General features: G+C 65.8%; 26 protein-coding genes. 14 read left to right on the top strand and 12 right to left on the bottom strand.

Features of this window, described 5'->3' with window-relative positions:
* The first annotated feature begins 14 nt into the window (after positions 1-14).
* The 3 genes from NA11_RS07995 (at position 15) to NA11_RS07980 (ending at position 2737) form a co-directional block, all read left to right on the top strand.
* Complete coding sequence (locus tag NA11_RS07995) at positions 15-1094, top strand: class 1 fructose-bisphosphatase (protein ID WP_069161126.1); 1080 nt, start codon at positions 15-17, stop codon at positions 1092-1094.
* A 41-nt stretch (positions 1095-1135) separates the two neighbouring features.
* On the top strand, positions 1136-2014 hold the full coding sequence (locus NA11_RS07990; protein WP_069161125.1) for a phosphoribulokinase: 879 nt from the start codon (positions 1136-1138) through the stop codon (positions 2012-2014).
* A gap of 267 nt (positions 2015-2281) precedes the next feature.
* On the top strand, positions 2282-2737 hold the full coding sequence (locus NA11_RS07980; protein ID WP_069161123.1) for a hypothetical protein: 456 nt from the start codon (positions 2282-2284) through the stop codon (positions 2735-2737).
* A 1-nt stretch (position 2738) separates the two neighbouring features.
* Here NA11_RS07980 and dinB read toward each other — a convergent pair whose 3' ends face one another.
* From dinB to sigJ, 3 genes are all read right to left on the bottom strand, one after another.
* Positions 2739-3971, bottom strand: a complete 1233-nt coding sequence (dinB, locus tag NA11_RS07975; RefSeq protein ID WP_069161122.1) for a DNA polymerase IV — start codon at positions 3969-3971, stop codon at positions 2739-2741.
* A 44-nt stretch (positions 3972-4015) separates the two neighbouring features.
* Positions 4016-5221, bottom strand: coding sequence for an FAD-dependent monooxygenase (locus NA11_RS07970; RefSeq protein WP_069161121.1), 1206 nt, complete (start codon positions 5219-5221; stop codon positions 4016-4018).
* Between the two features lie 163 nt (positions 5222-5384).
* Positions 5385-6278, bottom strand: coding sequence for an RNA polymerase sigma factor SigJ (gene sigJ / locus NA11_RS07965; RefSeq protein WP_069161120.1), 894 nt, complete (start codon positions 6276-6278; stop codon positions 5385-5387).
* A gap of 126 nt (positions 6279-6404) precedes the next feature.
* Here sigJ and NA11_RS07960 point away from each other — a divergent pair, with 126 nt between their 5' ends.
* Positions 6405-6977: an NADPH-dependent FMN reductase gene (locus tag NA11_RS07960; protein WP_069161216.1), complete on the top strand. Its 573-nt coding sequence runs from the start codon at positions 6405-6407 to the stop codon at positions 6975-6977.
* A gap of 37 nt (positions 6978-7014) precedes the next feature.
* Positions 7015-7455 (top strand): YybH family protein, encoded by a 441-nt coding sequence (locus NA11_RS07955; RefSeq protein WP_069161119.1) that lies wholly within the window; start codon positions 7015-7017, stop codon positions 7453-7455.
* An 8-nt stretch (positions 7456-7463) separates the two neighbouring features.
* Here the strand turns inward: NA11_RS07955 and NA11_RS07950 are convergent, their stop codons facing one another.
* Positions 7464-8084, bottom strand: coding sequence for a TetR/AcrR family transcriptional regulator (locus NA11_RS07950; RefSeq protein ID WP_069161118.1), 621 nt, complete (start codon positions 8082-8084; stop codon positions 7464-7466).
* A 122-nt stretch (positions 8085-8206) separates the two neighbouring features.
* Here NA11_RS07950 and NA11_RS07945 point away from each other — a divergent pair, with 122 nt between their 5' ends.
* Positions 8207-8602 carry a nuclear transport factor 2 family protein gene (locus NA11_RS07945; protein ID WP_069161117.1) on the top strand — a complete coding sequence of 132 codons (396 nt, stop codon included), beginning with the start codon at positions 8207-8209 and terminating at the stop codon, positions 8600-8602.
* Positions 8603-8757: 155 nt separating this feature from the next.
* Here the strand turns inward: NA11_RS07945 and NA11_RS07940 are convergent, their stop codons facing one another.
* From NA11_RS07940 to NA11_RS07930, 3 genes are all read right to left on the bottom strand, one after another.
* Positions 8758-9297: a hypothetical protein gene (locus NA11_RS07940; RefSeq protein ID WP_069161116.1), complete on the bottom strand. Its 540-nt coding sequence runs from the start codon at positions 9295-9297 to the stop codon at positions 8758-8760.
* A 250-nt stretch (positions 9298-9547) separates the two neighbouring features.
* The gene (locus NA11_RS07935) at positions 9548-10189 is read right to left on the bottom strand and encodes a DsbA family protein (RefSeq protein ID WP_069161115.1); all 642 of its coding nucleotides are present in this window, start codon (positions 10187-10189) and stop codon (positions 9548-9550) included.
* A gap of 52 nt (positions 10190-10241) precedes the next feature.
* Positions 10242-10700 (bottom strand): ester cyclase, encoded by a 459-nt coding sequence (locus NA11_RS07930; RefSeq protein ID WP_084654330.1) that lies wholly within the window; start codon positions 10698-10700, stop codon positions 10242-10244.
* Positions 10701-10788: 88 nt separating this feature from the next.
* On the opposite strand from NA11_RS07930, the gene NA11_RS07925 reads away from it, so the two are divergent.
* Both NA11_RS07925 and NA11_RS07920 read left to right on the top strand, forming a co-directional pair.
* Complete coding sequence (locus NA11_RS07925; RefSeq protein WP_069161114.1) at positions 10789-11148, top strand: winged helix-turn-helix transcriptional regulator; 360 nt, start codon at positions 10789-10791, stop codon at positions 11146-11148.
* 25 nt (positions 11149-11173) lie between these two features.
* Positions 11174-12448: a lanthionine synthetase LanC family protein gene (locus NA11_RS07920; protein ID WP_218023259.1), complete on the top strand. Its 1275-nt coding sequence runs from the start codon at positions 11174-11176 to the stop codon at positions 12446-12448.
* 86 nt (positions 12449-12534) lie between these two features.
* Here the strand turns inward: NA11_RS07920 and NA11_RS07915 are convergent, their stop codons facing one another.
* Positions 12535-13122: a TetR/AcrR family transcriptional regulator gene (locus tag NA11_RS07915; protein ID WP_218023258.1), complete on the bottom strand. Its 588-nt coding sequence runs from the start codon at positions 13120-13122 to the stop codon at positions 12535-12537.
* A gap of 124 nt (positions 13123-13246) precedes the next feature.
* Here NA11_RS07915 and NA11_RS07910 point away from each other — a divergent pair, with 124 nt between their 5' ends.
* Both NA11_RS07910 and NA11_RS07905 read left to right on the top strand, forming a co-directional pair.
* A complete protein-coding gene (locus NA11_RS07910) occupies positions 13247-14716 on the top strand; it encodes an MFS transporter (protein WP_084654328.1) in 1470 nt (489 codons plus the stop codon).
* A gap of 41 nt (positions 14717-14757) precedes the next feature.
* Entirely contained in the window at positions 14758-15210 is a 453-nt protein-coding gene (locus tag NA11_RS07905) for a hypothetical protein (protein ID WP_069161111.1), read from the top strand.
* 81 nt (positions 15211-15291) lie between these two features.
* Here the strand turns inward: NA11_RS07905 and NA11_RS07900 are convergent, their stop codons facing one another.
* Together NA11_RS07900 and NA11_RS07895 are read right to left on the bottom strand one after the other, a co-directional pair.
* Complete coding sequence (locus tag NA11_RS07900) at positions 15292-16116, bottom strand: ABC transporter permease (RefSeq protein WP_069161110.1); 825 nt, start codon at positions 16114-16116, stop codon at positions 15292-15294.
* Positions 16116-17075 carry an ATP-binding cassette domain-containing protein gene (locus tag NA11_RS07895; RefSeq protein ID WP_069161109.1) on the bottom strand — a complete coding sequence of 320 codons (960 nt, stop codon included), beginning with the start codon at positions 17073-17075 and terminating at the stop codon, positions 16116-16118. Before NA11_RS07895 ends, NA11_RS07900 begins: the two co-directional genes overlap by 1 nt.
* A gap of 95 nt (positions 17076-17170) precedes the next feature.
* Between NA11_RS07895 and NA11_RS07890 the strand changes: the two genes are divergently transcribed.
* The 4 genes from NA11_RS07890 to NA11_RS07880 all read left to right on the top strand — a co-directional run bounded on the left by NA11_RS07890 (position 17171) and on the right by NA11_RS07880 (position 19925).
* A complete protein-coding gene (locus tag NA11_RS07890) occupies positions 17171-17920 on the top strand; it encodes a TetR/AcrR family transcriptional regulator (protein WP_069161108.1) in 750 nt (249 codons plus the stop codon).
* Positions 17921-18029: 109 nt separating this feature from the next.
* Entirely contained in the window at positions 18030-18164 is a 135-nt protein-coding gene (locus NA11_RS47010) for a hypothetical protein (protein WP_281196835.1), read from the top strand.
* A gap of 51 nt (positions 18165-18215) precedes the next feature.
* Positions 18216-19427 carry a hypothetical protein gene (locus NA11_RS07885; RefSeq protein ID WP_069161107.1) on the top strand — a complete coding sequence of 404 codons (1212 nt, stop codon included), beginning with the start codon at positions 18216-18218 and terminating at the stop codon, positions 19425-19427.
* A gap of 12 nt (positions 19428-19439) precedes the next feature.
* The gene (locus NA11_RS07880) at positions 19440-19925 is read left to right on the top strand and encodes a glycine-rich domain-containing protein (RefSeq protein WP_069161106.1); all 486 of its coding nucleotides are present in this window, start codon (positions 19440-19442) and stop codon (positions 19923-19925) included.
* Here NA11_RS07880 and NA11_RS07875 read toward each other — a convergent pair.
* Both NA11_RS07875 and NA11_RS07870 read right to left on the bottom strand, forming a co-directional pair.
* The gene (locus NA11_RS07875) at positions 19902-21323 is read right to left on the bottom strand and encodes an MFS transporter (protein ID WP_069161105.1); all 1422 of its coding nucleotides are present in this window, start codon (positions 21321-21323) and stop codon (positions 19902-19904) included. The genes NA11_RS07880 and NA11_RS07875 overlap by 24 nt on opposite strands.
* A gap of 14 nt (positions 21324-21337) precedes the next feature.
* Positions 21338-22438 (bottom strand): winged helix DNA-binding domain-containing protein, encoded by a 1101-nt coding sequence (locus NA11_RS07870; protein ID WP_069161104.1) that lies wholly within the window; start codon positions 22436-22438, stop codon positions 21338-21340.
* Positions 22439-22441: the final 3 nt, after the last annotated feature.

Raw genomic sequence — 22441 nt, 5'->3', positions numbered from 1 at the left:
AGATCGAGGCGCCCATGCCAGAAGGACTGAAGACGCTCACCCGCTACACGATCGAGGAGGAGCACCGGCACCCCGGTTCGTCCGGTGAGTTCTCCGCCCTGGTGAATGTCGTTGCCACCGCGACGAAAATCATCGCCAACCAGGTGACCAGAGGGGCCATCGTCGGCTCGCTCGGCGCCGCAGAGCCGGACAATCTACCGCCGACAGTGCACCGCAAGCTCGACGCCATCGCCAACGACATCATGGTGGCCGAGACCCAATGGACGGGGCACCTGTCGGCGCTGTTGTCGGAGCAGATGGCCGCGATTCACGCGGTGCCCGACGTGCATCGGCGCGGCAAGTATCTGCTGGCATTCGATCCGCTGGACGGATCATCGAACATCGACGTGAACCTGCCTGTCGGAACGATATTCAGTGTGCTGCGGGCACCGGATCGGCCCAACGGCGTGCCCATCGCCGACGACTTCCTGCAACCGGGTGTGCGGCAGGTGTGTGCCGGATTCACGCTCTACGGGCCTGCGACGATGCTGGTGCTCACCACCGGTCGCGGTGTCGACGGTTTCACGCTCGACCGCGAGATCGGCGCGTTCGTGCTGACCCACCCACGCATGCGAATCCCCGAGGACACATCGGGTTTCGCGATCAACGCCGCCAACGAGCGGTTCTGGGAGCGGCCGGTGCGCCGGTATGTGCACGAATGCCTCGACGGTGTGGAAGGGCCGCGCGGGCGTGATTTCAACATGCGCTGGGTGGCGTCGCTGGTCGCGGATACCTTCCACATTCTGACCAGGGGTGGGGTGTATCTGTATCCGCACGACCACCGTCCGCCGGTGCGACCCGGCCGAGTGTCGTTGCTGTACGGCGCGAATCCGATCGCCTACATCGTCGAGCAGGCCGGTGGGTGGGCCACCACCGGCGGCGAGCGGGTGCTCGAGGTGCCGCCCGAGCACGTGCACCACCAGGTGCCGTTGATCTTCGGTTCGCGCAACGAGGTCGAACGAATCGAGCGCTACCACAGTGAGCCGGAGGCCGGACCGAGCTTCGACAGCTCGCTGTTCGGGTCGCGATCGCTGTTTCGGCCTGCGCCGCACTGAGTTCCCGCTGCGGAAGCCTTTTCGGCAATCGAGGAGATGCCATGTCGATCAAACATCCCGTCGTCGCGATCACCGGGTCCTCCGGGGCAGGCACCACGAGCGTGACCAAGACCTTTCAGGAGATATTCCGCCGCGAGGGCATCAATGCCGTTGTGGTGGAGGGGGATTCGTTTCATCGCTTCGACCGCAACGAGATGAAACTCGCGATGGCCGAGGCGGAGCAGAACCGCAACCTCACCTTCTCGCACTTCGGGGAGGAAGCGAACCTGCTCAAGGAGCTGGAGACGCTGTTTCGCGATTACGGCGAGACCGGGGTGGGTTCGGTGCGGAAATACCTGCACGACGACCGCGAAGCCAAACCCTACGGGCAGCCCGCCGGCACCTTCACGCCGTGGGAGGACCTGTCGCCCGGCAGCGATCTGCTGTTCTACGAAGGGCTGCACGGTGCGGCCGTCACCGACAGCGTGAACGTCGCGCAATACGCGGACCTGCTGGTTGGGGTGGTGCCGATCGTCAATCTCGAGTGGATCCAGAAGGTGATCAGGGACAAGACCGAACGCGGGTATTCCAGCGAGGCGGTGATCGACACGATCCTGCGGCGCATGCCTGATTACGTGAAGTACATCTGCCCGCAGTTCTCGCACACCTACGTCAACTTCCAGCGGGTGCCGACCGTGGACACCTCGAATCCGTTCATCGCCCGCAGCATTCCGACCGCCGACGAGAGTTTCGTCGTCATCCGCTTCGCCGACCCGAAGGTGATCGACTTCCCCTACCTGCTGTCGATGCTGCACGACTCGTTCATGTCGCGCCCCAATTGCATCGTCGTCCCCGGCGGCAAGATGGAGCTGGCCATGCAGCTCATCTTCACCCCGCTCATCCTGCGGCTGATGGACAAGCGGCCGAAGCGTTCACGCTGATCTTGCATACCGTTGACAAGCTCGCCGAGTACGCATACGAGGGCATTCCGGTGTATTTGGTGGTGCATCTCGACGCGAGCTTGTACGTGAAAATGATTCAGGAATACCGCTCGATTGGGCGACCCGGGTCCACCGGCTGGTCGATACTCATGAAGAAGCCGCGGCACCGAAGAGGTTGTTCCCGGCGACCATTCTTCACTCAGCTCGACGGCTGATCTTCGCTCGGACGGCGAGGGCGAGATCCTCCGCTGCATCGAAGGAGTAGGCGTGCCAACCATCCACTTCAAGGAGACGACGACCGCGACGCCCGAACAGTTCGTCGCGGCGCTCACCGATTTCGGGCCGGGCCGGGGAAAGCTGTTCGGCAACAGCACCGATGACTACCTCGTCGTGCACTCGCGCGGCGTCGCGGACGCCGATGTCACCGAGGGCTCGCGGGGGATCTGGGAGCGTCTGCACTACGACTGGTCGGATCCGAACCAGGTGGTCATGACGACCACCGACTCCAACACCTGGGGTGGGCACTCCAGTCATACCTACACCTTCACGCGCAAGCCCGATGCGACGACCGAGGTGGATGTCGTCGTGGTGCGAGACGGGAAGAACCTCAAGGGGCGGCTGCTGGGCGCCGTGGTCGGCACGGTCGGAAAAGGCGTGCTGGAGAAGGCGTTTCGGAACACCGTCAAGGCGATCGAGGCGCGCAACAACGGCTCGACGACCTGAGTCAGTCCGGGAGCATAGGCACGGACAGGCCTTCGCCGCGACGGAGCAGCGCGGCACGGGTGACCGCGGCGGAGCCGAAACGGTGGCGCAGGTCGTCCAAGGTGGCGTCGAGGGTATTCGTGGCGCGAGGCTCGAACGGGAGGGTGAGCTGGAAGGGATCGGCGTCGGCGAGGTTGGTGAGCGACAGACCGATCAGGGTGAGGCCGCGTTCCTGGATGGTGGGCATCGCGGCGGCAAGCAGGGTGCGGGCCGCGTGCAGGATGGTGTCGGTGTGATCGGTCGCCTCGGTCAGGGTGTGTGAGCGGGTGGCGCGGGCGAAATCGTCGAAACGCATGCGCAGCACCACCGTTCGGCAGATGCGGTCGGCGGCGCGGAGCCTGCGGCCGAGGCGATCGGTGAGGCCGTGCAGGTAGGCCTCGATCTCGTCGGGTTCGCGCGGGCCGCGACCGAGGGCCCGCTGGGCGCCGATGGAGCGGCGGCGGACGCCGGTCTCGACGCGGCGTGGGTCGCGGGCCCACGACAGGGCGTAGAGGTGGCGGGCCGCGCCGGGGCCGAGGATGGCGCGCAGCGGGCTTTCGCCGAGATCGGCGAGCTGACCGACCTTCGTGATGCCGTGCTCGTGCAACGTGCGGGCGGTGACTTCGCCGACGCCCCACAGTCTTTCGATCGGCAGCGGATGCAGGAAGTCGAGCTCGCCGTCGGGCGGGACCACGCGGAGACCGTCGGGTTTCGCGACGGCGCTGGCCACTTTCGCCAGGAACTTGGTGCGGGCGATGCCCACCGAGATCGGCAGGCCCACCTGGTCACGCACCGCGATCCGCAAGCGCTCGGCGATGCCGATCGGTTCCCCGGCGATCCGGCGCAGACCGCCGACATCGAGGAACGCCTCATCGATCGAAATGCCTTCCACCACCGGCGTTGTGTCGTGAAAGACCTCGAACACCGCTTTGCTCGCGGCCGCATACGCCGCCATCCGCGGCGGCACCACGATGGCATGCGGACACAACCTGCGCGCCTGCCGACCGTTCATCGGCGTGCGGACCCCGAAGGCCTTCGCCTCGTAACTCGCCGCGAGCACCACCCCGCTGCCGACGATGACCGGCTTGCCTCGTAGCCGCGGATTGTCCCGCTGCTCGACCGAGGCATAGAACGAATCGAGGTCCGCGTGCAGGATCGACGCTTCGGCCCGCGCTTGTATCCGCGGGCGAGGTGCGGAGGTGCCGGACACGAACATATGTTCGCATAGACCTCCGACAGGTGCGCCCCATTCCTGCCCGGTTAGGCTCCCGGGCCGACCCGGGTTCCGGAGTCCGGCACTCCTGCGTAGTCGGGCAGCTCGACGCCGTTGATCGCGCGCTCGATCAGTTCGGCGAACTCTTGGCTCTCGAAATCGATGGTCGGCTCGGTGTCCGGCCCGGCGGTGTCGCGGCTGAGCACGTGCAGCCGGCCGATCTCCTGGTTGGCCTCGACGAACGAGCGCATCTGCTGCTCGTAGGCCGCGAACCCGGCCTCAGGGTCCCATCCGGCAGCAGCCAGTTCTCCGGCCAGCAGGTAGGCGCCGACCAGGGCCAACCCGGTGCCAGCCCCTGACATCGGCGACGCGCTGAACGCCGCGTCGCCGAGCAGCCCGACCCGTCCGCTCGACCAGCGGTCCATCACTACCTGGGCAACTTGATCGAGGTAGAAGTCTGGGGCGTCGTCGAGGTGCTCGAGGATGTCGGAAGTCAACCAGCCGAAGCCGTCCATCCGCTCGCGCAGCATGCGCTTCTGCGCCTCGACGTCGCGGTAGTCGACATCGAAATCGGCTGCGGGGAAGGAAAACATGGCCATCGCCCTGGTTGCGTCCTGGATGGGTCGCAAGCCGGCCGAGCGCCCGGACTCCTGGTAGTCGAGGAGCCAGCGGTCCAGCCCGAACTTGTTGGGCACGCTGTAGAAAGCCAGCACGAGCCCGAGATGGCGGATGAACTGTTCGTGCGGTCCGAACACCGTCGCGCGCAGCGCCGAGTGCAGTCCGTCCGCACCGATGACCAGGTCGAAGCGCCGCCGGTCGCCGCCTGCGAAGGTCACGTCGACCCCGTCCGCGTCCTGGGTGAGGTCCGCGATGCGGTCGCCGAAGAGGTACTCGACACCGTCGCGGGTGTCGTCGTAGAGCACCTGGGACAGGTCCCCGCGCAGGATCTCGATCTCCGCGATGTACCCGTCGCCGCCGTTGTCCTCGGCGCTGTAGGTCTCCAGCACTTTGCCGTCCGCGTCAACGGTGTGCGCGCCTGCGGTATCGGTGCAGGCTGCGCGCACTTCCGCGTCCAGGCCCATCCGCCGGATGACTTCCTTGGCTATCCCGCGCGCGTCCACTGCCTGCCCGCCGGGACGCAGCTCGGGGGCACGCTCCACCACCGTCACCTCGGCTCCCCGCCTGCGCAGCCAGTGCGCCAGCGCGGGCCCCGCGATGCTCGCTCCCGCCACCAACACCCTGGTACCGCTCACTTCCGCCTCCTGTTACCCGTCCGGAGCATTGTCCGGATCATTGCACCTGGTCTGAACCACCGATGTCGGTGTATCCAGAGGTATGGACGACGGGTCCACCCGATATTCATCGGTGCAGCCGAGATCTGCGAACACGCAATCGATAGGCAAGCAGGCGCGCGGCTCAGCTGTCCAATGTGGTCCAGCGGCGCAGCTTTTCGGGATTGCGGATCGCCCAGATGCGGGTGATGCGACCGTCGGCGATGTCGAAGGCGTAGACGGACACGATGGCGTCGTCGACCAGGGCCACCAGGCCCGGTTGGCCGTTGACGGTCCGTTCGAGCAGCTCCACCGTGGCCGCGCGGGCGGCGATCGCGAGCCAGGCCGTGGCGATCTGCGCGCCGCCGATGATCGGTTCACGGAAGGCCAGTGCCAGGCCGCCGCTGTCGGCCGTGGCGATCGCCTGCGGATCGAGCAGGCCGATCAGAGCTTCGATATCGCTTGTCTCCCAAGCTCGTTTGAAGTCTCTGACCACGGCCGCGTGCTCGGTCTTCGACGGCTGCGGTGTACTGCGGATACGGCGGCGGGCGGAGGACGCGAGTTGACGGCAGGCCGCCGGGGAGCGGCCGACGATCTCGGCGACCTCGATGAAGGAGTACCGGAACACGTCGTGCAGCACGAACGCCACCCGTTCGGCAGGCGTCATCGAATCCAAGACAACGAGAAAGGCCATGCTGATCGACTCGTCGAGGGTGACGCGGTCGGCGGGATCGGCGGAGCGGTGGCCGCCGAATTCGGAGCGGTCGGGTACCGGCTCCGGAATCCATTCGCCCACATAGCGTTCCCGCCTGGCGCGGGCCGAGCCGAGCAGGTCGAGGCAGATGCGGCCTGCGACCGTCGTCAACCAGGCCGCAGGCGTCGTGATGCCTCGGCGCTGCTGTTCGGTCAGCGCATACCAGCGCGCGTAGGTCTCCTGCACCACGTCCTCGGCTTCGGCCAGCGAACCGAGCAGGCGGTAGGCGAGGTTGATCAGTTGACGGCGTTCGCTGATCACCGCGCGCAGGTGCGGATCGGTCATTGCGGCTCCTTCGGTCGGTCCACTACCGAATCGACGAAATAGTGACCCGAAGTGTGAGCCTGACATTTCCGTTGGCTGCGTCGTCGGATGGTGGTGACTATTTCCGCAGACCAGGAGTTTCCAGCCATGACCCGAATCGCCATCATCCTCGGCAGCACCCGGCCCAACCGCAACGGACCGCAAGTCGCGCAGTGGGTACTGGATTCAGCGTCGCGTCGCGGCGACGCCGAGTTCGAACTGATCGACCTGCGTGATCATCCGCTGCCGCATTTCGACGAGCCGGTGCCGCCGATGTTCGGGCCGTCCGTGCACGCGCACACGCGTGCCTGGGCCGAGCGGATCGCGCCCTTCGACGGGTTCGTGTTCGTGACGCCCGAGTACAACCATTCGACGCCAGGCGTGGTGAAGAACGCCATCGACCATCTTTTCGCGGAGTGGGCCGACAAGGCGGTCGGGTTCGTCTCCTACGGGGTGGATGGTGGCGTGCGCGCGGCGGAGTTTCTGCGGTTGGTGTGCAGTGCTTTGCGTATGGCCGTGGTGAGCCATCAAGTTTCGATTTCGGTGCTCACCGATTTCGAGAACCACACCACCTTCACGCCGAACGATCGCCACGCCGCGACCTTGGACAGGACGCTGGATCAGGTCGTCGCTTGGAGTACTGCGCTCACACCGTTGCGGTCCGCGGTCACCGTCGCCTGAACGCCTTGCCAATAGCCGAGATTCGAAGGGATTCGACATGCCTACTCAACGTGAGGTCGACGAAGCCGCGCTCGCGCAGCAAGTCGACAAGATCATCGAAGGAGTCCGAGCCAGAGATATCGAGGCCCTGAAGCGCTGTTACGCAACGGATGTCGTGTCCTTCGACGTCGAGCCGCCGCTGCAGCACGTCGGGGTGGACGCGAAAATGCGGAACTGGGCAAAGGTATTCACGTTCTTCACCGAGGTGACCTATGAGCTTCGCGAGCTGACACTCACCGTCGGTGACGAGGTGGCGTTCGGCCACGGCTTCGGTCGCCTGCGCGGCACGCTGCAGAACGGAACCGCCACCAACGGCATGTGGGTCCGAGTCACCTTCTGCTACCGGAAGATCGACGGCACCTGGTTGATCACGCACGACCAGGCCTCGGTGCCGTTCGACATGTCCACCGGCAGGGGAGTGGCCGACCTCGAGCCATGAAACAGGCCCTAACTGTGCGCCTTTGGGTCGAGCGTCAGGCCGGAGATGAGCTGTTCGATCACCGAGCGAATGGCCGTGGTGTCCTCGGCGGGGTTGTCTGAGTGCGCGAGGTATTGGGCGGCCTCGTCCAGCGCGCCGACGATGACCAGCGCCAATGGCCGCACGGGTTGGGCTCTTATGCGTTTCGCGGCGATGGCGCCGGCTAACGCGTTCTCGACCCGGCCGATCGTGTGGCGCAGTTCGATCTCGCGCCACCGGCTCCAGCCGAGTACGGCGGGTCCGTCCAACAGCGCGATCCGCCGTACCTCGGGCGCGGTCGAGGCCTGTAGCCAGGCCAGGCAGCCGACGATCAGGTTCGCGATCGGATCGGGGGAGGGTGACTCGGCGATCGCGGCGCCTATCACCTCGACGAGGCTGCGTTCGAGGTCCTCGAAGACCGCCTCGAACAGGTCGCGCTTGTCGTTGAACTGGTGGTAGAGCGCGCCGCGGCTGACACCGGCGGCTTCGGCGACCGCGATGGTGCTCACCGCCCCGTATCCGTGCTGCCCGAACAGGTCTCGCGCGGCACGGATCACCGCGCCGCGGGTCGAGGCCGAGCGTTCGGCTTGGGTTCGGCGATCAGCGTTCATGGCGACGTCGAAGTCTAGGGCAGGACCGAATCTGTCTGCGATTCGGCTCATTTCGGCCCGTGCGCGGTGCTACCCTCCTGGAACATACAGTCATCCTGTTTGTATCTTAGAAGGATCAGCATATGTCCGCTGCCACCAAGGATCTGTTCGACCGCTACCACGCCTGCTGGGCTGGGCGCGACCCCGACCGCATCGTCGAATTGCACACTCCCGACTCGATTTTCCACCTGCACTCCGGTCGCGAACCCGCGCGCGGGCGTGCCGAGATCCGCGCCGCCGCCGCGGAAACCTTCGCGCTGGTCCCCGATCTCGTCTTCACCCTGGTGAACCTGCGCGTCGGCGACGATTTCTGGGCGGTCCAATGGAAGCTGTCCGGTACGTCGGTCACCGGCGCCGTCGTCGACGTGGACATCGCCGATGTGGTGTACGTCGAGAACGGTGCGGTGCGCGAAAAGCACACCTATGTCGACGGTGTCGCGATGCAGGCCGCGCTGGCCACACCCGCCGAGATCGCTTGAGATAGACGGCACGCTTTCTGGCACACGCCATTTCGCCGACTGAGCCGTGTCCCCGGTTGACGGCAACTCCAGGGACACGGCTCAGTCGGGAATTGGTGCGTAATTCTGTTTCACAGTCTGCAAGCCCGGTGCTGCAAATGAGACCGTGCAGCCGGTCACTCCTTGCTGATGGTGAGAGCGACCTTCGCTGGACCCAATTGTGCGAGTCCGGGGGATATCAGGCAGTCCGTCGTCCTCGGCGTCAAAAAGGCAACCTGTTCGATCACCGCGCTGCCGACGAACTCGCCCTTCACGATGGTGCCGGTGAGGGTCACCGTGGACTGACCACCGGCATCCTTGATGGCGCGGTCGAAGGCGAAGGTACTCGAACGTCCGTCGCTCCACCGGAACACCCTCGTTCCACTCGCTTCGGCAAAGAAGGTGGCACATGACAATGTCGCCGAGCTTTGCTCGCCGTAGGTGCCCGCGATGATGCTCGGGTCGGAAGAGCTGCATGCGGACAGCACTCCGTTGACTGCATAGCTGACAGGTTGTGCGGTCTGTCGCAGTCCCGGCTCGTAGGTTGCCGTCTCAGTGCCCTCACATGTCACGTCGACCGACACCGCTGCCGCGTGTGGTGTCAGTCCGGCGACGCCACCACCGGCCAAAGCGGCGACGAGCAGTCCGACTATGGAGCGTGCACGGCTGTTGGTCATCTAGCCAGATCCCTTCCTCGTGATTCCTGGTAGACCTGTCGCGCTGTGGCCCGGGTGGGTCCAGTGGCTCTTCCTGCTTATTCGATCCCGCGGGCGGCCTGGATCGGACTACCCGCACCCCAGCCAGCGTGTCGGATATATCCCATTCGGTGCCGGAATGCGCGCTTCGTGGCGCGACGAGTGGCACATGGCTGCGGCATCGTGCGAGTAGAGCTCACCGCCATGTGCCACTCGTTGCGCGGTTCCGGTGTTAGAAGGGGATGGCGGCGAGGATGCTGTCGAGATGTTCGCTGATCCGGCTCGGGGCGGTGTGCGTGACCTCGAGAATGCGTGGGCCGGAACCGGTGTCGAGGAGCAGGGTGGGGTAGGACTGCACGCCCAGGATTCGGGTCTGGGTGAACTCGAGCCGGGCTTGTCGTTGGTGGGCGGGGTTGGTCAGGGCGGCGGCCGCGGCGTCGCCGTCGAGTTCGTAGTGCTCGGCGATGGTGCGGTAGGTGTCGGGGTCGGACAGGCTGTGGCCGTCGTGATAGAAGGCGTAGCTCATGGCGGAGGCGAGGTCGAGCGCCCTGGTCGGCGCCAAGTCGCGTAGTCCGGCCAGGCCAGCCGCTGCGTCTTCGGAATCCATCACGAAGTCGCCTCGTTCGAGCAACGTCAGGAAGGCGGGGCCGAAGACGGCGCCGGTGTGTGCGGTCACCCGGTGCCTAGCGGTGGGGATGTGGCGGAGTTCGCGGATCGGCACGCGGCGGGATCCGGTGAACAGGCCGCCGGACACCACCTCGACGGCGATGTGCGGGCGATCGGCGACGGCGCGGCGCAGCCACGGAGTGAACCCGTAGCACCAGCCGCAATAGGCGTCGAAGGCGTAGATCAGGAGCGGCGTGGACGCTTCCATGGTTGGCTTCTTTCGAAAGTGGTTGCGGTGGTTGCTGGTTCGACCTTTCGAGTCAGGCCTTGACCTGCATGGTCAGCTGGAGCAGCTCCTCGACGTGGTAGATCTCGGTGATCCGGCCGTCGACGACGCGGACGATGTCGGTGCCGTTGAAGGCGACGGGCTTTCCGCTGGCGTCCATCCCGAACGCGTCGCCGGTGTGGACGCCGGTCATCTGCCAGTGGTTGACCACCCAGCCGTCGGACAGTTCCCGCTGGAACAGGATTCGATGCTGCGTGTCGGTGTACCCGTCGCGCACCTCACTGATGAGGTATCGCATGCCGTCGAGTGCGTTCGGCACGCCGAGGACCGGGTTGTGGTCGATGAGGTCGGGGGCGAAGACCTCGTCGACGCCCGCCACATTGCCGGTGTCGTAGAGCTCGTAGTTGCGGCTGGCGACCTGCAAAGCGGTGGTCGGGGCGTTGCGAACCATCTCGGCGGCGGTGTTGGTCCGTGGGTCGATGGTGACGGTCATGATGTTCTCCTGAGGTTTGCTGATGGGAAGGTAACCGCTATAGTTCCCTCAGGGAACCAGTTACTTCAAATGAACTATTGGAGATACCGTGAGTGATGTCGATCACCTGCTGCCGGAGTGCCCGATCGCGCGGTTCCTGGTCGTCCTCGATGGACCATGGGCCACCCTCATCGTGCGAGAACTGCTGAACGGGCCAACCCGCTTCTCCCAATTGCGTTCCGCGCTACCGGGAATCAGCCCCAAAACGCTCTCCTCGCGCCTGCAGCGCTTCCAAGAAACCGGCCTGGTAACCCGCACCGCCTACGCCGAAGTTCCGCCCCGCGTCGAATACGAACTGACACCCGCGGGCCGTCGCTTGGACGCCGTCCTGGCTGCAATGGCCGACTGGGCCGAGCGCGACCTTCCTCGCGCTGCCACCACATCGACAGCAGCCGTCACAGTCTCTTAATGAGATCCGTCCTACGGTGGTGACCATGCAGGAAGGTGTGGTCGGCGTCGAAGCGGTGGAGCCGTTGGCGCGCGGGGCGGTCGAGTGGATGCTCGCGCAAGCTGAGGTCGGGGAACACGGGCTGGCCTGGCGGCCGGTCGTCGGCGAAGCGGAAGTGGATCCCACCCTGTATCACGGGGGTGCGGGGATTGTGTTGGCGCTGCTGGAGGCGCACGAGTATTTCGGGGACGATCGGTACGGGGAGGCCGCGCTTCGCGGGGCTCGGCAGATCGCGGCGCAGGTCGAGACGGAACGCTACTGGTCGTTGTATTCAGGATTGACCGGTATGGCAGTTGCGTTGCACGCGGTGCATATTCGGCTCGGGGATTCAGTGTGCGAGAAAGCGGCGCTGCGCGGGCTCGACCGGGTGCGCGCGGCATTCGACGGGCAGCGGTGGGGGCCGTTCTTCGAACTGTTCGCAGGGAATGCGGGTATTGCGCTGGGGGCGTTGCATGTTGGCGACACGGAACTTGCATTGCGTGCGGTCATGCCGTATGTGCACAGCGCGGACCCCACGCCAGACGGGGTCAACTGGGCGGTGCGGCCGAGTCCGGCTCGCTCACACCACATTGCGCACGGCACCCTCGGGATCGTGCAGGCGCTGGCCGCGGTGTCGGCCGCGACAGGCCGGGCGGATCTGCTGTCCACCGCGCTCGCCGGCGCCGCCGACGTGGTTGCCCGCGATATTGCAGGCCCGCAAGGATTTCTGGTGCCGCACTCGGACCCGCCGCATCGCCCGGACCTGATCGAGCGCTACAGCTTCGGCTGGTGCAACGGTCCCGCCGGTGACGCCCAGGTCTTCCGCCAGCTCGGCGCCGCCACCGACGACGTGAGCTGGGCGCGACTCGTCGATCGATGCTGGCACACCATCACCCACTGCGGACTGCCACGCCGGATACGACCAGGATTCTGGGACAACAACGGATGGTGTTGCGGCACAGCGGGAGTCCTCGCTTTCGCGTGCGATCGTCTCGTTGCCCACCCTGACCCCGTCGCGCGCCGCCGGGCACACGAGTTCGCCGACGTCCTGGTCGAAGATCTCACCGAGCGCGCCACCGTCGACCAGGCAGGAGTCCGCTGGTCCAACCACGAGCATCGGGTCACCCTCAGCGACTTGGCGCCGCGGCCAGGCTGGGCCATGGGAAACGCAGGCATCGTCCGAGAGCTGCTGCGCTACGCACGCGCCCGCCGTGGCCGGTCGCCTGGATACGCCGTGCAGTGGCCCGGCCATCCCTCGACAGCATCCGCGGAGCGCCGATGAATCAGTCGCCAATCCGCCAGGCAGGACACACGCATTCCGATATGCGCGATCTGGATCCGACACACGCCGATCAGATCCACGCTGTGCTACGTGTCGGTTCGGTGCAGGAGTGGCTGAAGCCCGTGTGTGGCGAGCTCGTCGAACCATGTGTATGCCTGTTCGGCGGGTAGGTGTGGTTCGGCGTCGAGCCACCAAGTGAACAGGCCGAGAAGGCCGTTGACGAGGACGGCGACGGTCATGTCCAGTTGCCGCACATCGCAGGTGGGTAAAGCGGTGCGGAGGTGCGCAGAGAGGGTTTCGGTGAGCATCCGTCGTCCGGCACGGACAGCAGTTGGTGCGGCACGACTGCCCAGGAGAGCGCGGGCGAGATGCCGATGCTCAGCCGCGTGCGCGAACAGCGGACGCAGTGGAGCCATCAGGGAGGGGGTCGCGTCGCCGGAGCTGATCGTGTCGCCTGGAGCGAGAGCGGCGCGCAACTCGTCCAAGCCACTGAGGAGAAGGGCATCTTTGGTGGGGTAGTGACTATAGAAGGTGGACCGGCCTACATCGGCGCGGTCGAGGATGTCTTGAACCGTCGTGTGGTCGTATCCCTTCTCGGTGATGAGCTCGATCAGCGCGCGGCGCAACAGTTGACGAGTTCGTCTGACTCGCCGGTCGGTGTCAGCGGGTGGCACGCGCTCCTCCTCGGTGAGCCGGATCCTGGCCGTACCGAACATCTCCCGAGCTGATGTTCGGTACCGAATACTGCGTGGTGATTGACTCTGCCGACGCTGCGAGGCGTGAGCAAGTCTGGGGAACATGGTATTCGATAGTGAACATTGTGTTCAGGATGTGGAGGGTGGTGCCCCCGCGTTCGTCTGGACCTCCCGGCACACCGCTGCCCTGATCGTGTTGTGCACCGCCCAGGCGCTCGACGGCATCGACGTGACGGTGGTCAATGCCGCATTGCCGAGCATTCAGCACCAGTTGGGCCTGTCGTCGTCGGCCCTGACGTGGGTCATCAACGCGTACATGATCCTGTTCGGTGGGTTTCTGTTGCTGGCAGGGCGGGCCGGCGACCTGTTGGGGCGTCGACGAGTGTTCGTCGCCGGTGTCGCGACGTTCACCGTTGCCTCGATGGCCGCCGCGGTGGCACCAACGGCTGGCGTGCTGATCGCCGCGCGAGCGTTGCAGGGTCTGGCGGCTGCGGCCATCGCGTCGATGACGCTGGCTCTGATCGCGACGGAGTTTCCGAGCGGGCGACCGCGTAATCGAGCGTTGGCGGTGTGGGGCACCGTTTTCGGTGCCAGCGGTGCACTTGGTCTGATACTGGGCGGCGTCTTGGTCACTGGACCAGGGTGGCGGTGGATCTTTCTCGTCAACGTGCCTATCGGTGTGGTTCTGCTCATCGGCACTCGGTGGGTCCGCGCCGATCAGCCCGAGCGGGGCGGGCAACGCTTCGACTTCGTGGGCGCGGTGACCTCGACCGCGGGGGCGACGCTTCTCGCGTTCACAGTGTTGCAGACCGACCGTTATGGCTGGAGTTCGGCGTACATCATCGGCTTGTCGGCGTTGACAGCCCTGTTGCTGTCGTACTTCGTGCTGCACGAGGTGCGGTTCGCCCGCGAGCCCCTCATTCCGCTGCGGCTGTTCCGCGACCGCGGCTTGACCGGCGCTTCGGTGATCAATGCGCTGCGTGGCAGTGCCATGTTCGCGATGTTCTACTTCGCGACGCTGTACCAGCAACAGGTGTTGCATCGTTCAGCGCTTGCCACCAGCTTGGCTTATCTGCCGTTGACGGCTGTCACCGTAGCGGCTGCTGTCTCGGCGCCGATTCTGGTTCGCATGCTCGGTAGTCGGTGGGTGGTAGCGGTGGGTGCGGCGTTCGCCGTCGCGGGGGCTTGGTGGTTCACCGGTATGAGTTCCGTGGGCGACGTCGTCATCGACGTGATCCTGCCCTCGACCGTGCTCAGTCTGGGCTTGGGCATGATGATTGTCCCCGTTACTACCGCTGGGCTGTCCCGGCTGTCGCCCGCCGACAGCGGTGTCGGGTCTGGGCTGCTCAATGTCAGCTTGCAACTCGGCGGCGCCGTCGGGTTGGCCGTATTGTCCTCGGCGGCAACGCATACCACCAACACGCGCCTGGCCGATCGCCCCGATGAAGCCGCCGAGGCGCTTACCCGAGGGTTCGCCGCAGGATTCGGTGTGGCCGCTGCGCTGATGGTCGGCGCGGCACTGGCCGCGCTTGTCTTCTTGCGCGACGACGACCGCGGTCCACGCGGTCGATAAAACCGGTAGCCAATCCGCCAGGCAGGGCACACAATCGCGCTATGCGTGACCTGGATCCGACGCCGGACGAGGAGGCGTTCTTCACCTCGCTCAGCGCACGGGTGCCCGGTGTCGATGATTGGTATCACTGCGACGAGGACGGCACGCCATGGATGGTTGCCTCCCTGGACTTCATCACCGACAACTTCATCGCGGCGGTACTGCGCGTGGACTACGACGGTCAGCACCTCAGGGGAGGCTGGAGCCCGGCCTGCCTCAACTGGGATGACGGTGTCCGCGCGGCGGATTCGGTCGACACATCGCCGCCGGACGGATTGATCGTCGACAACGTCGCACCACTCCGCGCCGCCGACATCGCCGCCGAATGGTTCATCGACATCCGGGAACGGACACAGTTTGTCCATGTGCCAGGAAGCGGCGCAAGGAAATCGACGAAATCCCGCATCCACGCCTTGACGCACAAGTGGGTCGAGATGTTGCGAAGGAAACACTGACCGCCGTTCCGGCACGGAGTTCCGGCCGATACGCCGGTGCCCGGCATTCGTGAGAATGCCGGGCACCGTGCACCTTTCAGATCAGCGGCTCAACCGTTGGAACCGATGGACCGCCAGCGGAAGGAAGATGGCCGTAAGAATCAGCGGCCACAGCACGCCCATCAGCAGCGCATGCTGTTCGATCCACGAGTTTCCACTGCCGACCGGGGTGCCGAACAGCTCGCGGCTGGCGGCGACGGTGGAGGAGATCGGATTCCACGCGGCGATGGCGCCCAGCCAGCTCGGCATCAGTTGGGGGGCAACGAAGATGCTCGAGATCATGGTGAGCGGGAACGCCACCGCGAACAAGCCGCCTGCCGCTTCCGGGTTGGGCACGATCAGTCCGAGCCAGACGCCGACCCAGATGAGGGCGAAGCGGAGCAGCAGCAGGAGCCCGAATGCCGCCATGCCGCCGAGGATTCCGCCGTCCGGCCGCCAGCCGATGGCGAGTGCGGTGAGCATCAGGATGGTCAGCTCGGCGCAGGCGACGATCAGGTCGGTGACACCGCGACCGGCCACAACCGCCGAGGGTGACATCGGCATCGAACGGAATCGATCGATGACTCCCTTGGTCGCATCGTGCACGACGAGCGTCGCCGTGTTGATGAAGCCGAAAGCCATGGTCATGGCGAACATTCCGGGCATCAGGAAGTCCCGGTAGTCACCACCGCCCGGCACCGTCATCGCGCTGCCGAACACGTAGCCGTACAGCAGCACCGACAGGATCGGGAAGCCGAGCTGCCATGCGATGTTGACCGGCTGTCGTTGATAGTGAGTCAGCCCGCGCCGCACCACATTCCAGCTGTCGGCAATGGCCCAGAACGCACGCGAATGCGACGTGACCTTGGTGAGTTCCATGGTCGCCATCAGGCTGCCACCTCCGTGTTGGTGCGATGTCCGGTGAGTTGCAGGAATACATCGTCGAGGCTCGGTCGGCGCAGACCGATGTCCTCGACGTTGATGCCTTCGTCTTGCAGAGCGCGTGCCACTTCGGTCAGCGCGGCAACCCGATCGGCGACCGGTGCGTGCACCCGCCGTTCGACCTCGTCGATATCGGGTTCGCCGTCACACACCCTGGCCACCAGTTTGGCGACCGCGGGCAGATCGACCGTCTCGGCTGCGACGACCTCGATGAGATCCCCGCCGACGGTGGTCTTCAAACCGTCCGGGGTGTCGTCGGCGATCGCCCGACCTGCATCGATCACCGTGATGCGGGACGCGAGTTTGTCCGCCTCTTCGAGGTATTGGGTGGTGAGCAGGACGGTGGTGCCGTCGGCGACCAACGCGCGCACCGATTCCCACACCTCCCCGCGGCTGCGCGGGTCGAGCCCGGTGGTCGGTTCGTCGAGGAACAGCACATCGGGCGCCAGGATCATCGATGCCGCCAGGTCCAGCCTGCGCCGCATGCCGCCGCTGTATTTGCCGACGCCTTTGTCGGCGGCCTCGACCAGATCGAATTGAGCGAGCAGTTCCTGCGCCCGCCGTGCCGCACGCCGCCCGCCGAGATGGAAGAGCCTGCCGAACATCTCCAGGTTCTGCCGCCCGGTGAGCACTTCGTCGACCGCCGCGTACTGCCCGGTGAGGCCGATGCGAGCGCGTACCTCGCGCGGCTGTCGGGCCACATCGAGCCCGGCCACGGTGGCATGGCCGCGATCGAGCCGGATCAGCGTGGACAGGATGCGCACCGCCGTCGTCTTGCCCGCACCGTTCGGTCCTAGTAGGCCGTGCACTGTCCCGCGCCGGACCGTCAGATCGAAACCGTCCAGGGCCCGCTTGTCCCCGTATCTCTTCTCCAGCCCTTCGGCCGAGACCGCGTAGTCGTTCACTCACACCCTCCGAATCGCACTCGTAAACTGAGTACATTGTACCCGATTTAGAGTACAACGTACCCAGTTTCTCGTCGAGCGATTATTCTGGCCCTATGACGAGCACGGAGACCAGCGGCAGTGGTGACCTTTCGCGCACACTCGATCTGCTCTGGGATGCCGGTCCGCGCCCGAGCCGCGGGCCCAAACCTGCTCTGACACTGGACCGCATCGTGGAAGCGGCGATCGAGGTCGCCGATGCCGAAGGGCTCGAAGCGGTCACCATGCGCCGGGTCGCCACCCAGCTCGGCACCGGAGCCATGTCGCTCTATCGCTACGTGCCGGGTAAGGCGGAGCTGCTCGATGTGATGCTCGACCGCGTGCAGCGACCTGCTGCCGCGGAATTGGGCGGCGAGGGCTGGCGGGGCGCGCTCGAGGCGATGGCCTACGAAAACCTCGCGCAGTTCCAGCGGCACACCTGGCTACTGCAGGTGAACCAAGCGCGCCCGGTGGTCGGGCCCGGCGTGGTCGAGGGCATGGAACGGGTGCTGTCCCGGATTCGTCCGATGGGCCTGGCCGATCGACAGCTGGTCTCGGTGGTCGTCATGATCGACGCCTATGTGTCGGGCGCCGCCCGGAACGTGGTGTATTCGCAAGAGGCGGAGGGCAAGACGGGCCTGACCGATCAGCAGTTCTGGGCGGTGCAGGTCCCGTATCTGGAACGGGCCATGTCCGGCGGCCACTTCCCGGTGATGAAGTCACTCGACGAGGATGCGTTCGATCCCGGGTTCGACGACTTCGACTTCGGCCTGCAGCGCATCCTCGACGGCCTCGAACTGCACCTCACGCGCCGCGAGAAGCGTTGACACGCCACTGCTCCAAACGGGTGACGGCAGTCACAGGCCCGACATCGTCTTTACTTCTGCTTTACCATGGGCGGGCAGACAGGTTACGTCGATCGAAGGGAAATGCTTCATGAATGCTCTGATCAAGACCCTCGCTCAGGATGTCAACTGGGACAAGTGGGTCGCTGCCAACTCGGAATCCGGCACCAAGGACGGCTGCATCTCCAAGGCCGGTTGTATCTCCAAAGCAGGCTGCATTTCCTAGCGGCGATCGCCGGGTCCGAGCTCTCCTCGGGCCCGGCCGCCCAGGTATCTGATGACCGACAGCACGCGTCCCTTACCGTCCGCGTTCGTCGAAGCGACCCGCGACATCCCGTTCTATCGGGATGCGGCGGCGGCGAACTCCTTCCCGATCATCACGAAAGCGACTCTGGCCGAATCGTTCCCGGAGTCGTTCCGGACGCCGCAGGTCGATGCCGCACTGGCCTCCGGTGCCGCGCAATACGTCTGGTCCACCGGGACGAATCACGCACGGATGCCGTTGATCCGGCCGCCGCTGTTCCTGCTGAAGACCTACTACGCGGTCTGGCGCGACCATCCGGAGATCGGTGACACCTTCGCCGCCGGTGTCCCGCGCATCTCGGTCACCACTCGGCTGGCGACGGATCATGTGGCGCGAGTGAGCGAATCCCGCGGCGGCGCGCCCGCCGATCTCGCGCGGCGGTGGCTCGATGACCGGACCGTGTACGTCAACCAGGAGCTCGATCCCGCGCTGTGGACTGTGGCAGCGGCCGATCGGATGCTCGACGAGATCGATACGGTGCGAGCCGAAAAGGGTGACGGGCGTTACCATCTCGATTGCTCGTCCTATCACGCGGCACACCTACTGCTGGCGGCAGGCGACCGATTCCCTGCGCCGGTCAGCGCGATACATGGCTACGAATTCACCCCGCGCAACGTGCGGCGGTTCCTCACCGAACGGCTCGGCTGCCCGGTGGTCGAATTGTTCGGGAGCACCGAGCTCGGCTATCTGTACTACGGCGATACGCACGGCCGCTACCACCCGCACCTGGTCGACATGGAGGTCGAGCTCGAGCCGATCCCCGGCAGCCGTGGCATTCACAGCCTGGTCGTCTCCAGCATCCGGAACCCGTACATGCCGTTGCTCCGCTACAACACCGGCGACTGTGTGCACACCACCGACGGATCGGCCGACCCGCACCGGATCGCGCGATTCTGCGGACGTGAGAAGGAACTGCTGGTCACCGACACCGCGATCACCTCGCAAGCCGAGCTCGACGATGTCATCGCCGGCATCAGCCCTCGGGTGTTCGTCTACCAGCTGTCCGTCGACGGGTCCACGGCCCAGCTGTCCTACACCACCTTCGACGGTGCGGCGTTGGACCGCGAGTCCGAGGACGAACTGTCCTCGGCGGCAACACAACTGACCGGGACGACGGTGGCCGCCGTGCACCGCAAGCACATTCCGATCGGCAAGTCAGGGAAATACGCCTGGCTTGTGCGCTGAAGGAGGATCTGGATGACCGAGCAAGAGATCCTCGGCGAGTTGTACGAGGAGACAGTGCACTACGTGCGCGACCACAACGGGGTCGACGAACACACGGCACGCATTCAAGTCCGCGAGGCGACCCGCTACCTGACGTTGGTCTCCGCGCACCGCGAGAAGCTCAGCGGGCTGTTCCTGCCCGTCGAGCAGGCGATCGACGAGGTGTGGCATTACCTCATCCTGCAGACCCGAGAGTATGCCGACCTCTGCGAGAACCGGCTCCCCGGTGGATATTTCATCCACCACCGGTCGATCTCCTACGCCGACTACGGGCAACAGCAGCCGTCGCGCGAGGTGATGATCGAGCAGTTCCTCCGGTGGATCCCGCTGTACAGCGCCAGATTCGGCGGCTTCGATGCCGACGGCGGCCGATGGTGGACGATGGTGCGGTTCCTGCACGAGGAGATGGGTTACGGGTTCGCCGAGATCTCGGCGCTAGCCGACGCGCCGAGCCGCTGACCGGAGACCGGCGGTGATCACCACCGCCGCAAGCACGATCTGCACCACCAACACCGTCACCATCGCGGCCTGCAAGCCCGACGACTGGACAACCAGCCCGAACACGGTCCCGAGCACCGCCGCGCCGGTGGCGATCGAGACCTGCTGTGCGGTGAGCAGCACGCCGCCGCCCACCCCGGCGAGTTCGGCGGGCACCAGCGACAGCATGTGCGCGTTCATCGCGCCGAGCGTGATGCCCTGTCCGGTGCCGATCAGCAGCATCGCCACCCCCATCAGCGGCACGCTCGCGGTACTTACGCCGATTGCCATGCCCGCCAAGCCGATTGCCTGGATCGCGGCCCCGAGCGCGATCGTCGCGACCCCGAGCCTGGCTCGGATCCGCGGCACCGCGAACGACGACACCAGAAAGCCCACCGCCATCGGCGCGGTCAACAGGCCAGCGGCGATCAGCGAATGGCCGAGGCCCTCCTGCAGCGTCTGCGGCAAGGCGTAGAGAAACCCGCCCGCGCCAGCGAAGAACGGCAACATCAGGATCAACGCCCACCGGAGATCGGTGTTGTCGAACATGCCCTCCGGCACCACCGCCTGCCGTCCCGCGCGAGCACACCGCCGCAGATGCGACCACAACGCCACACCGCAGACGACGGCCACCAGCGCGACCAATAGTGTTGCGGCGCCGAGGATTGTCGACATCGACATGGCCAGCAATAAAGACAGCACCGTCACCGAAAGCAGTGCTCCGCCGCGCCCGTCGACATACTGATCACGATTCGGTTCGGTGTCCGGAACAAGTCGCGGCAGCAGCAACAATGCGACGATCCCGACCGGGATATTGACCAGGAACAACCACCGCCACGCACCGCTGCCGCCCGCGAGATCGAGCAGCGCACTGCCGCCGATGAGGGCGACCAGTGCAGACAGACCGCTCATCGACGAATACCAGCTGATCGCGCGTTCCCGGCGTGGCCCGGCATGCGCGGTGACCAGACCCAGCACCTGCGGCATCACGAAAGCCGCTGTGGCGCCTTGCAGTACGCGGCCGCCGACGAGTATCTCGAAGCTCGGCGCAGCGCCGCAGATCGCAGAGGTCACCAGGAATCCCGCCACCGATGCGACCAGCACTCTGCGTCGGCCGAAGCGGTCGCCGATGCGGCCGCCGACGATCAGCAGCGCACCGAAGGTCGCGATATAGCCGACCAGCACCAGGCTCAGCAGCGCCGAACCTTGCTCGATGGCGAAGTCGCGCCGGATGCCAGGGAGCGCGACGCCCGCGATGAACGTGTCCATCATCGGCACGAACGCGCACGCGAGGATCAGGAGAATGCCAGGGGTGCGCAGCGCCCGATTGCTGTCGCCGCGTGCGGAGGTTCGATCGAGATACTTGCGGACGAGTGGCATGTATCTCCCTGCTGCTAGCGCACCGTCAATGCCTCGCGGCCCAGCGCGGCACCGAGTTGGTCGACCGCGGTGCCGAGCCCCTTCTTCGGGAGCGGTGCGTCATCGAACATCGACACCACGACCGCGTCCTCGTCGAGCTCCCAGGTGCCGACGATGCGCCCGCCCGCGACGACAATCGGCGAGATCCAGCCCGCCGTGCGGCTCACCTTTGCCCGATGATCCCCGGGCAGCAGTGCCGTGTCAGCGGTGCCGGGACCGAGGACATACTGATCGAAGCCGCCGAGCAGGTGGACCGACTTCGCCGGCTTGGTCGCGGCGAGCTCGTCGACGTGCTCAGTGCAGAGGTAGCCGCGCCGACCTTCCACCTCGACCTCGGTGAGATCGTCGCCCAGCTCCGAAAACCATCGGCGCAGCACGGGTTTGCGCACGCTGCCGCGGCTGAGCCAGGCATCGAACGCCTCCGGAGTGCTCGGGCCGTACGCACTCAGATAGGACCTGATCGCCAGCGGCGCGGCGGCATCGGGTTCCGGCAGACCGGGCCACCCGGTGATCAACTGGGCCGGATCGGCGAAGGTGACCTTGGTGCCCTGTGCCGGACCGTGACAGAGAAAGCCTTGCCAGGCCAGCGGTTTGAGCAGTGCGCCCCACCCGGACCGCAGCTGTTCGCCGAGCCGATCGAAGGCCGGGTCGGCGATGATGGCGTCGACAAGCTCGTCGCGGGTCAATGCCTTGCCGTCCAGGACACGACGCACCTCGACGCCCAACGCCGCGACATCCTCCGGCGATGCGCCGAAATTGCGCTGCCACACCGGCTTTTCCCACACGCGAGTCGAAGCGAGCAGCGACAGATAGGCAGTGGCCAACTCCGGGGTGAGTGCGTGCAGCGTGCCGCGCATGGCCCAGGTCTTGATCAAGGTGCCGTCGTGCAACTCGCGCACCAGCGCACCCGACTCCGGTGCCGCACTCCGCAGCGCCACCGCCATCTCGGCGGCCGAGGTGACCTGCGCCTGCACCCCGCAGAGTCGACGGACGATCTCGGTGACGCTCTTGGCCTGCGGTTCGACGAACTGCCTGCGTAGTCGCCAGGTGAAAACCTGGTCCCAGGTGAGCGGCACAGG

The sequence above is a fragment of the Nocardia altamirensis NBRC 108246 genome, from assembly GCF_001612685.1.
GTDB lineage: Bacteria > Actinomycetota > Actinomycetes > Mycobacteriales > Mycobacteriaceae > Nocardia > Nocardia altamirensis.
The sequence above is the reverse complement of the archived record's forward strand: the minus strand, read 5'-3'. Positions and strand labels throughout refer to the sequence as shown.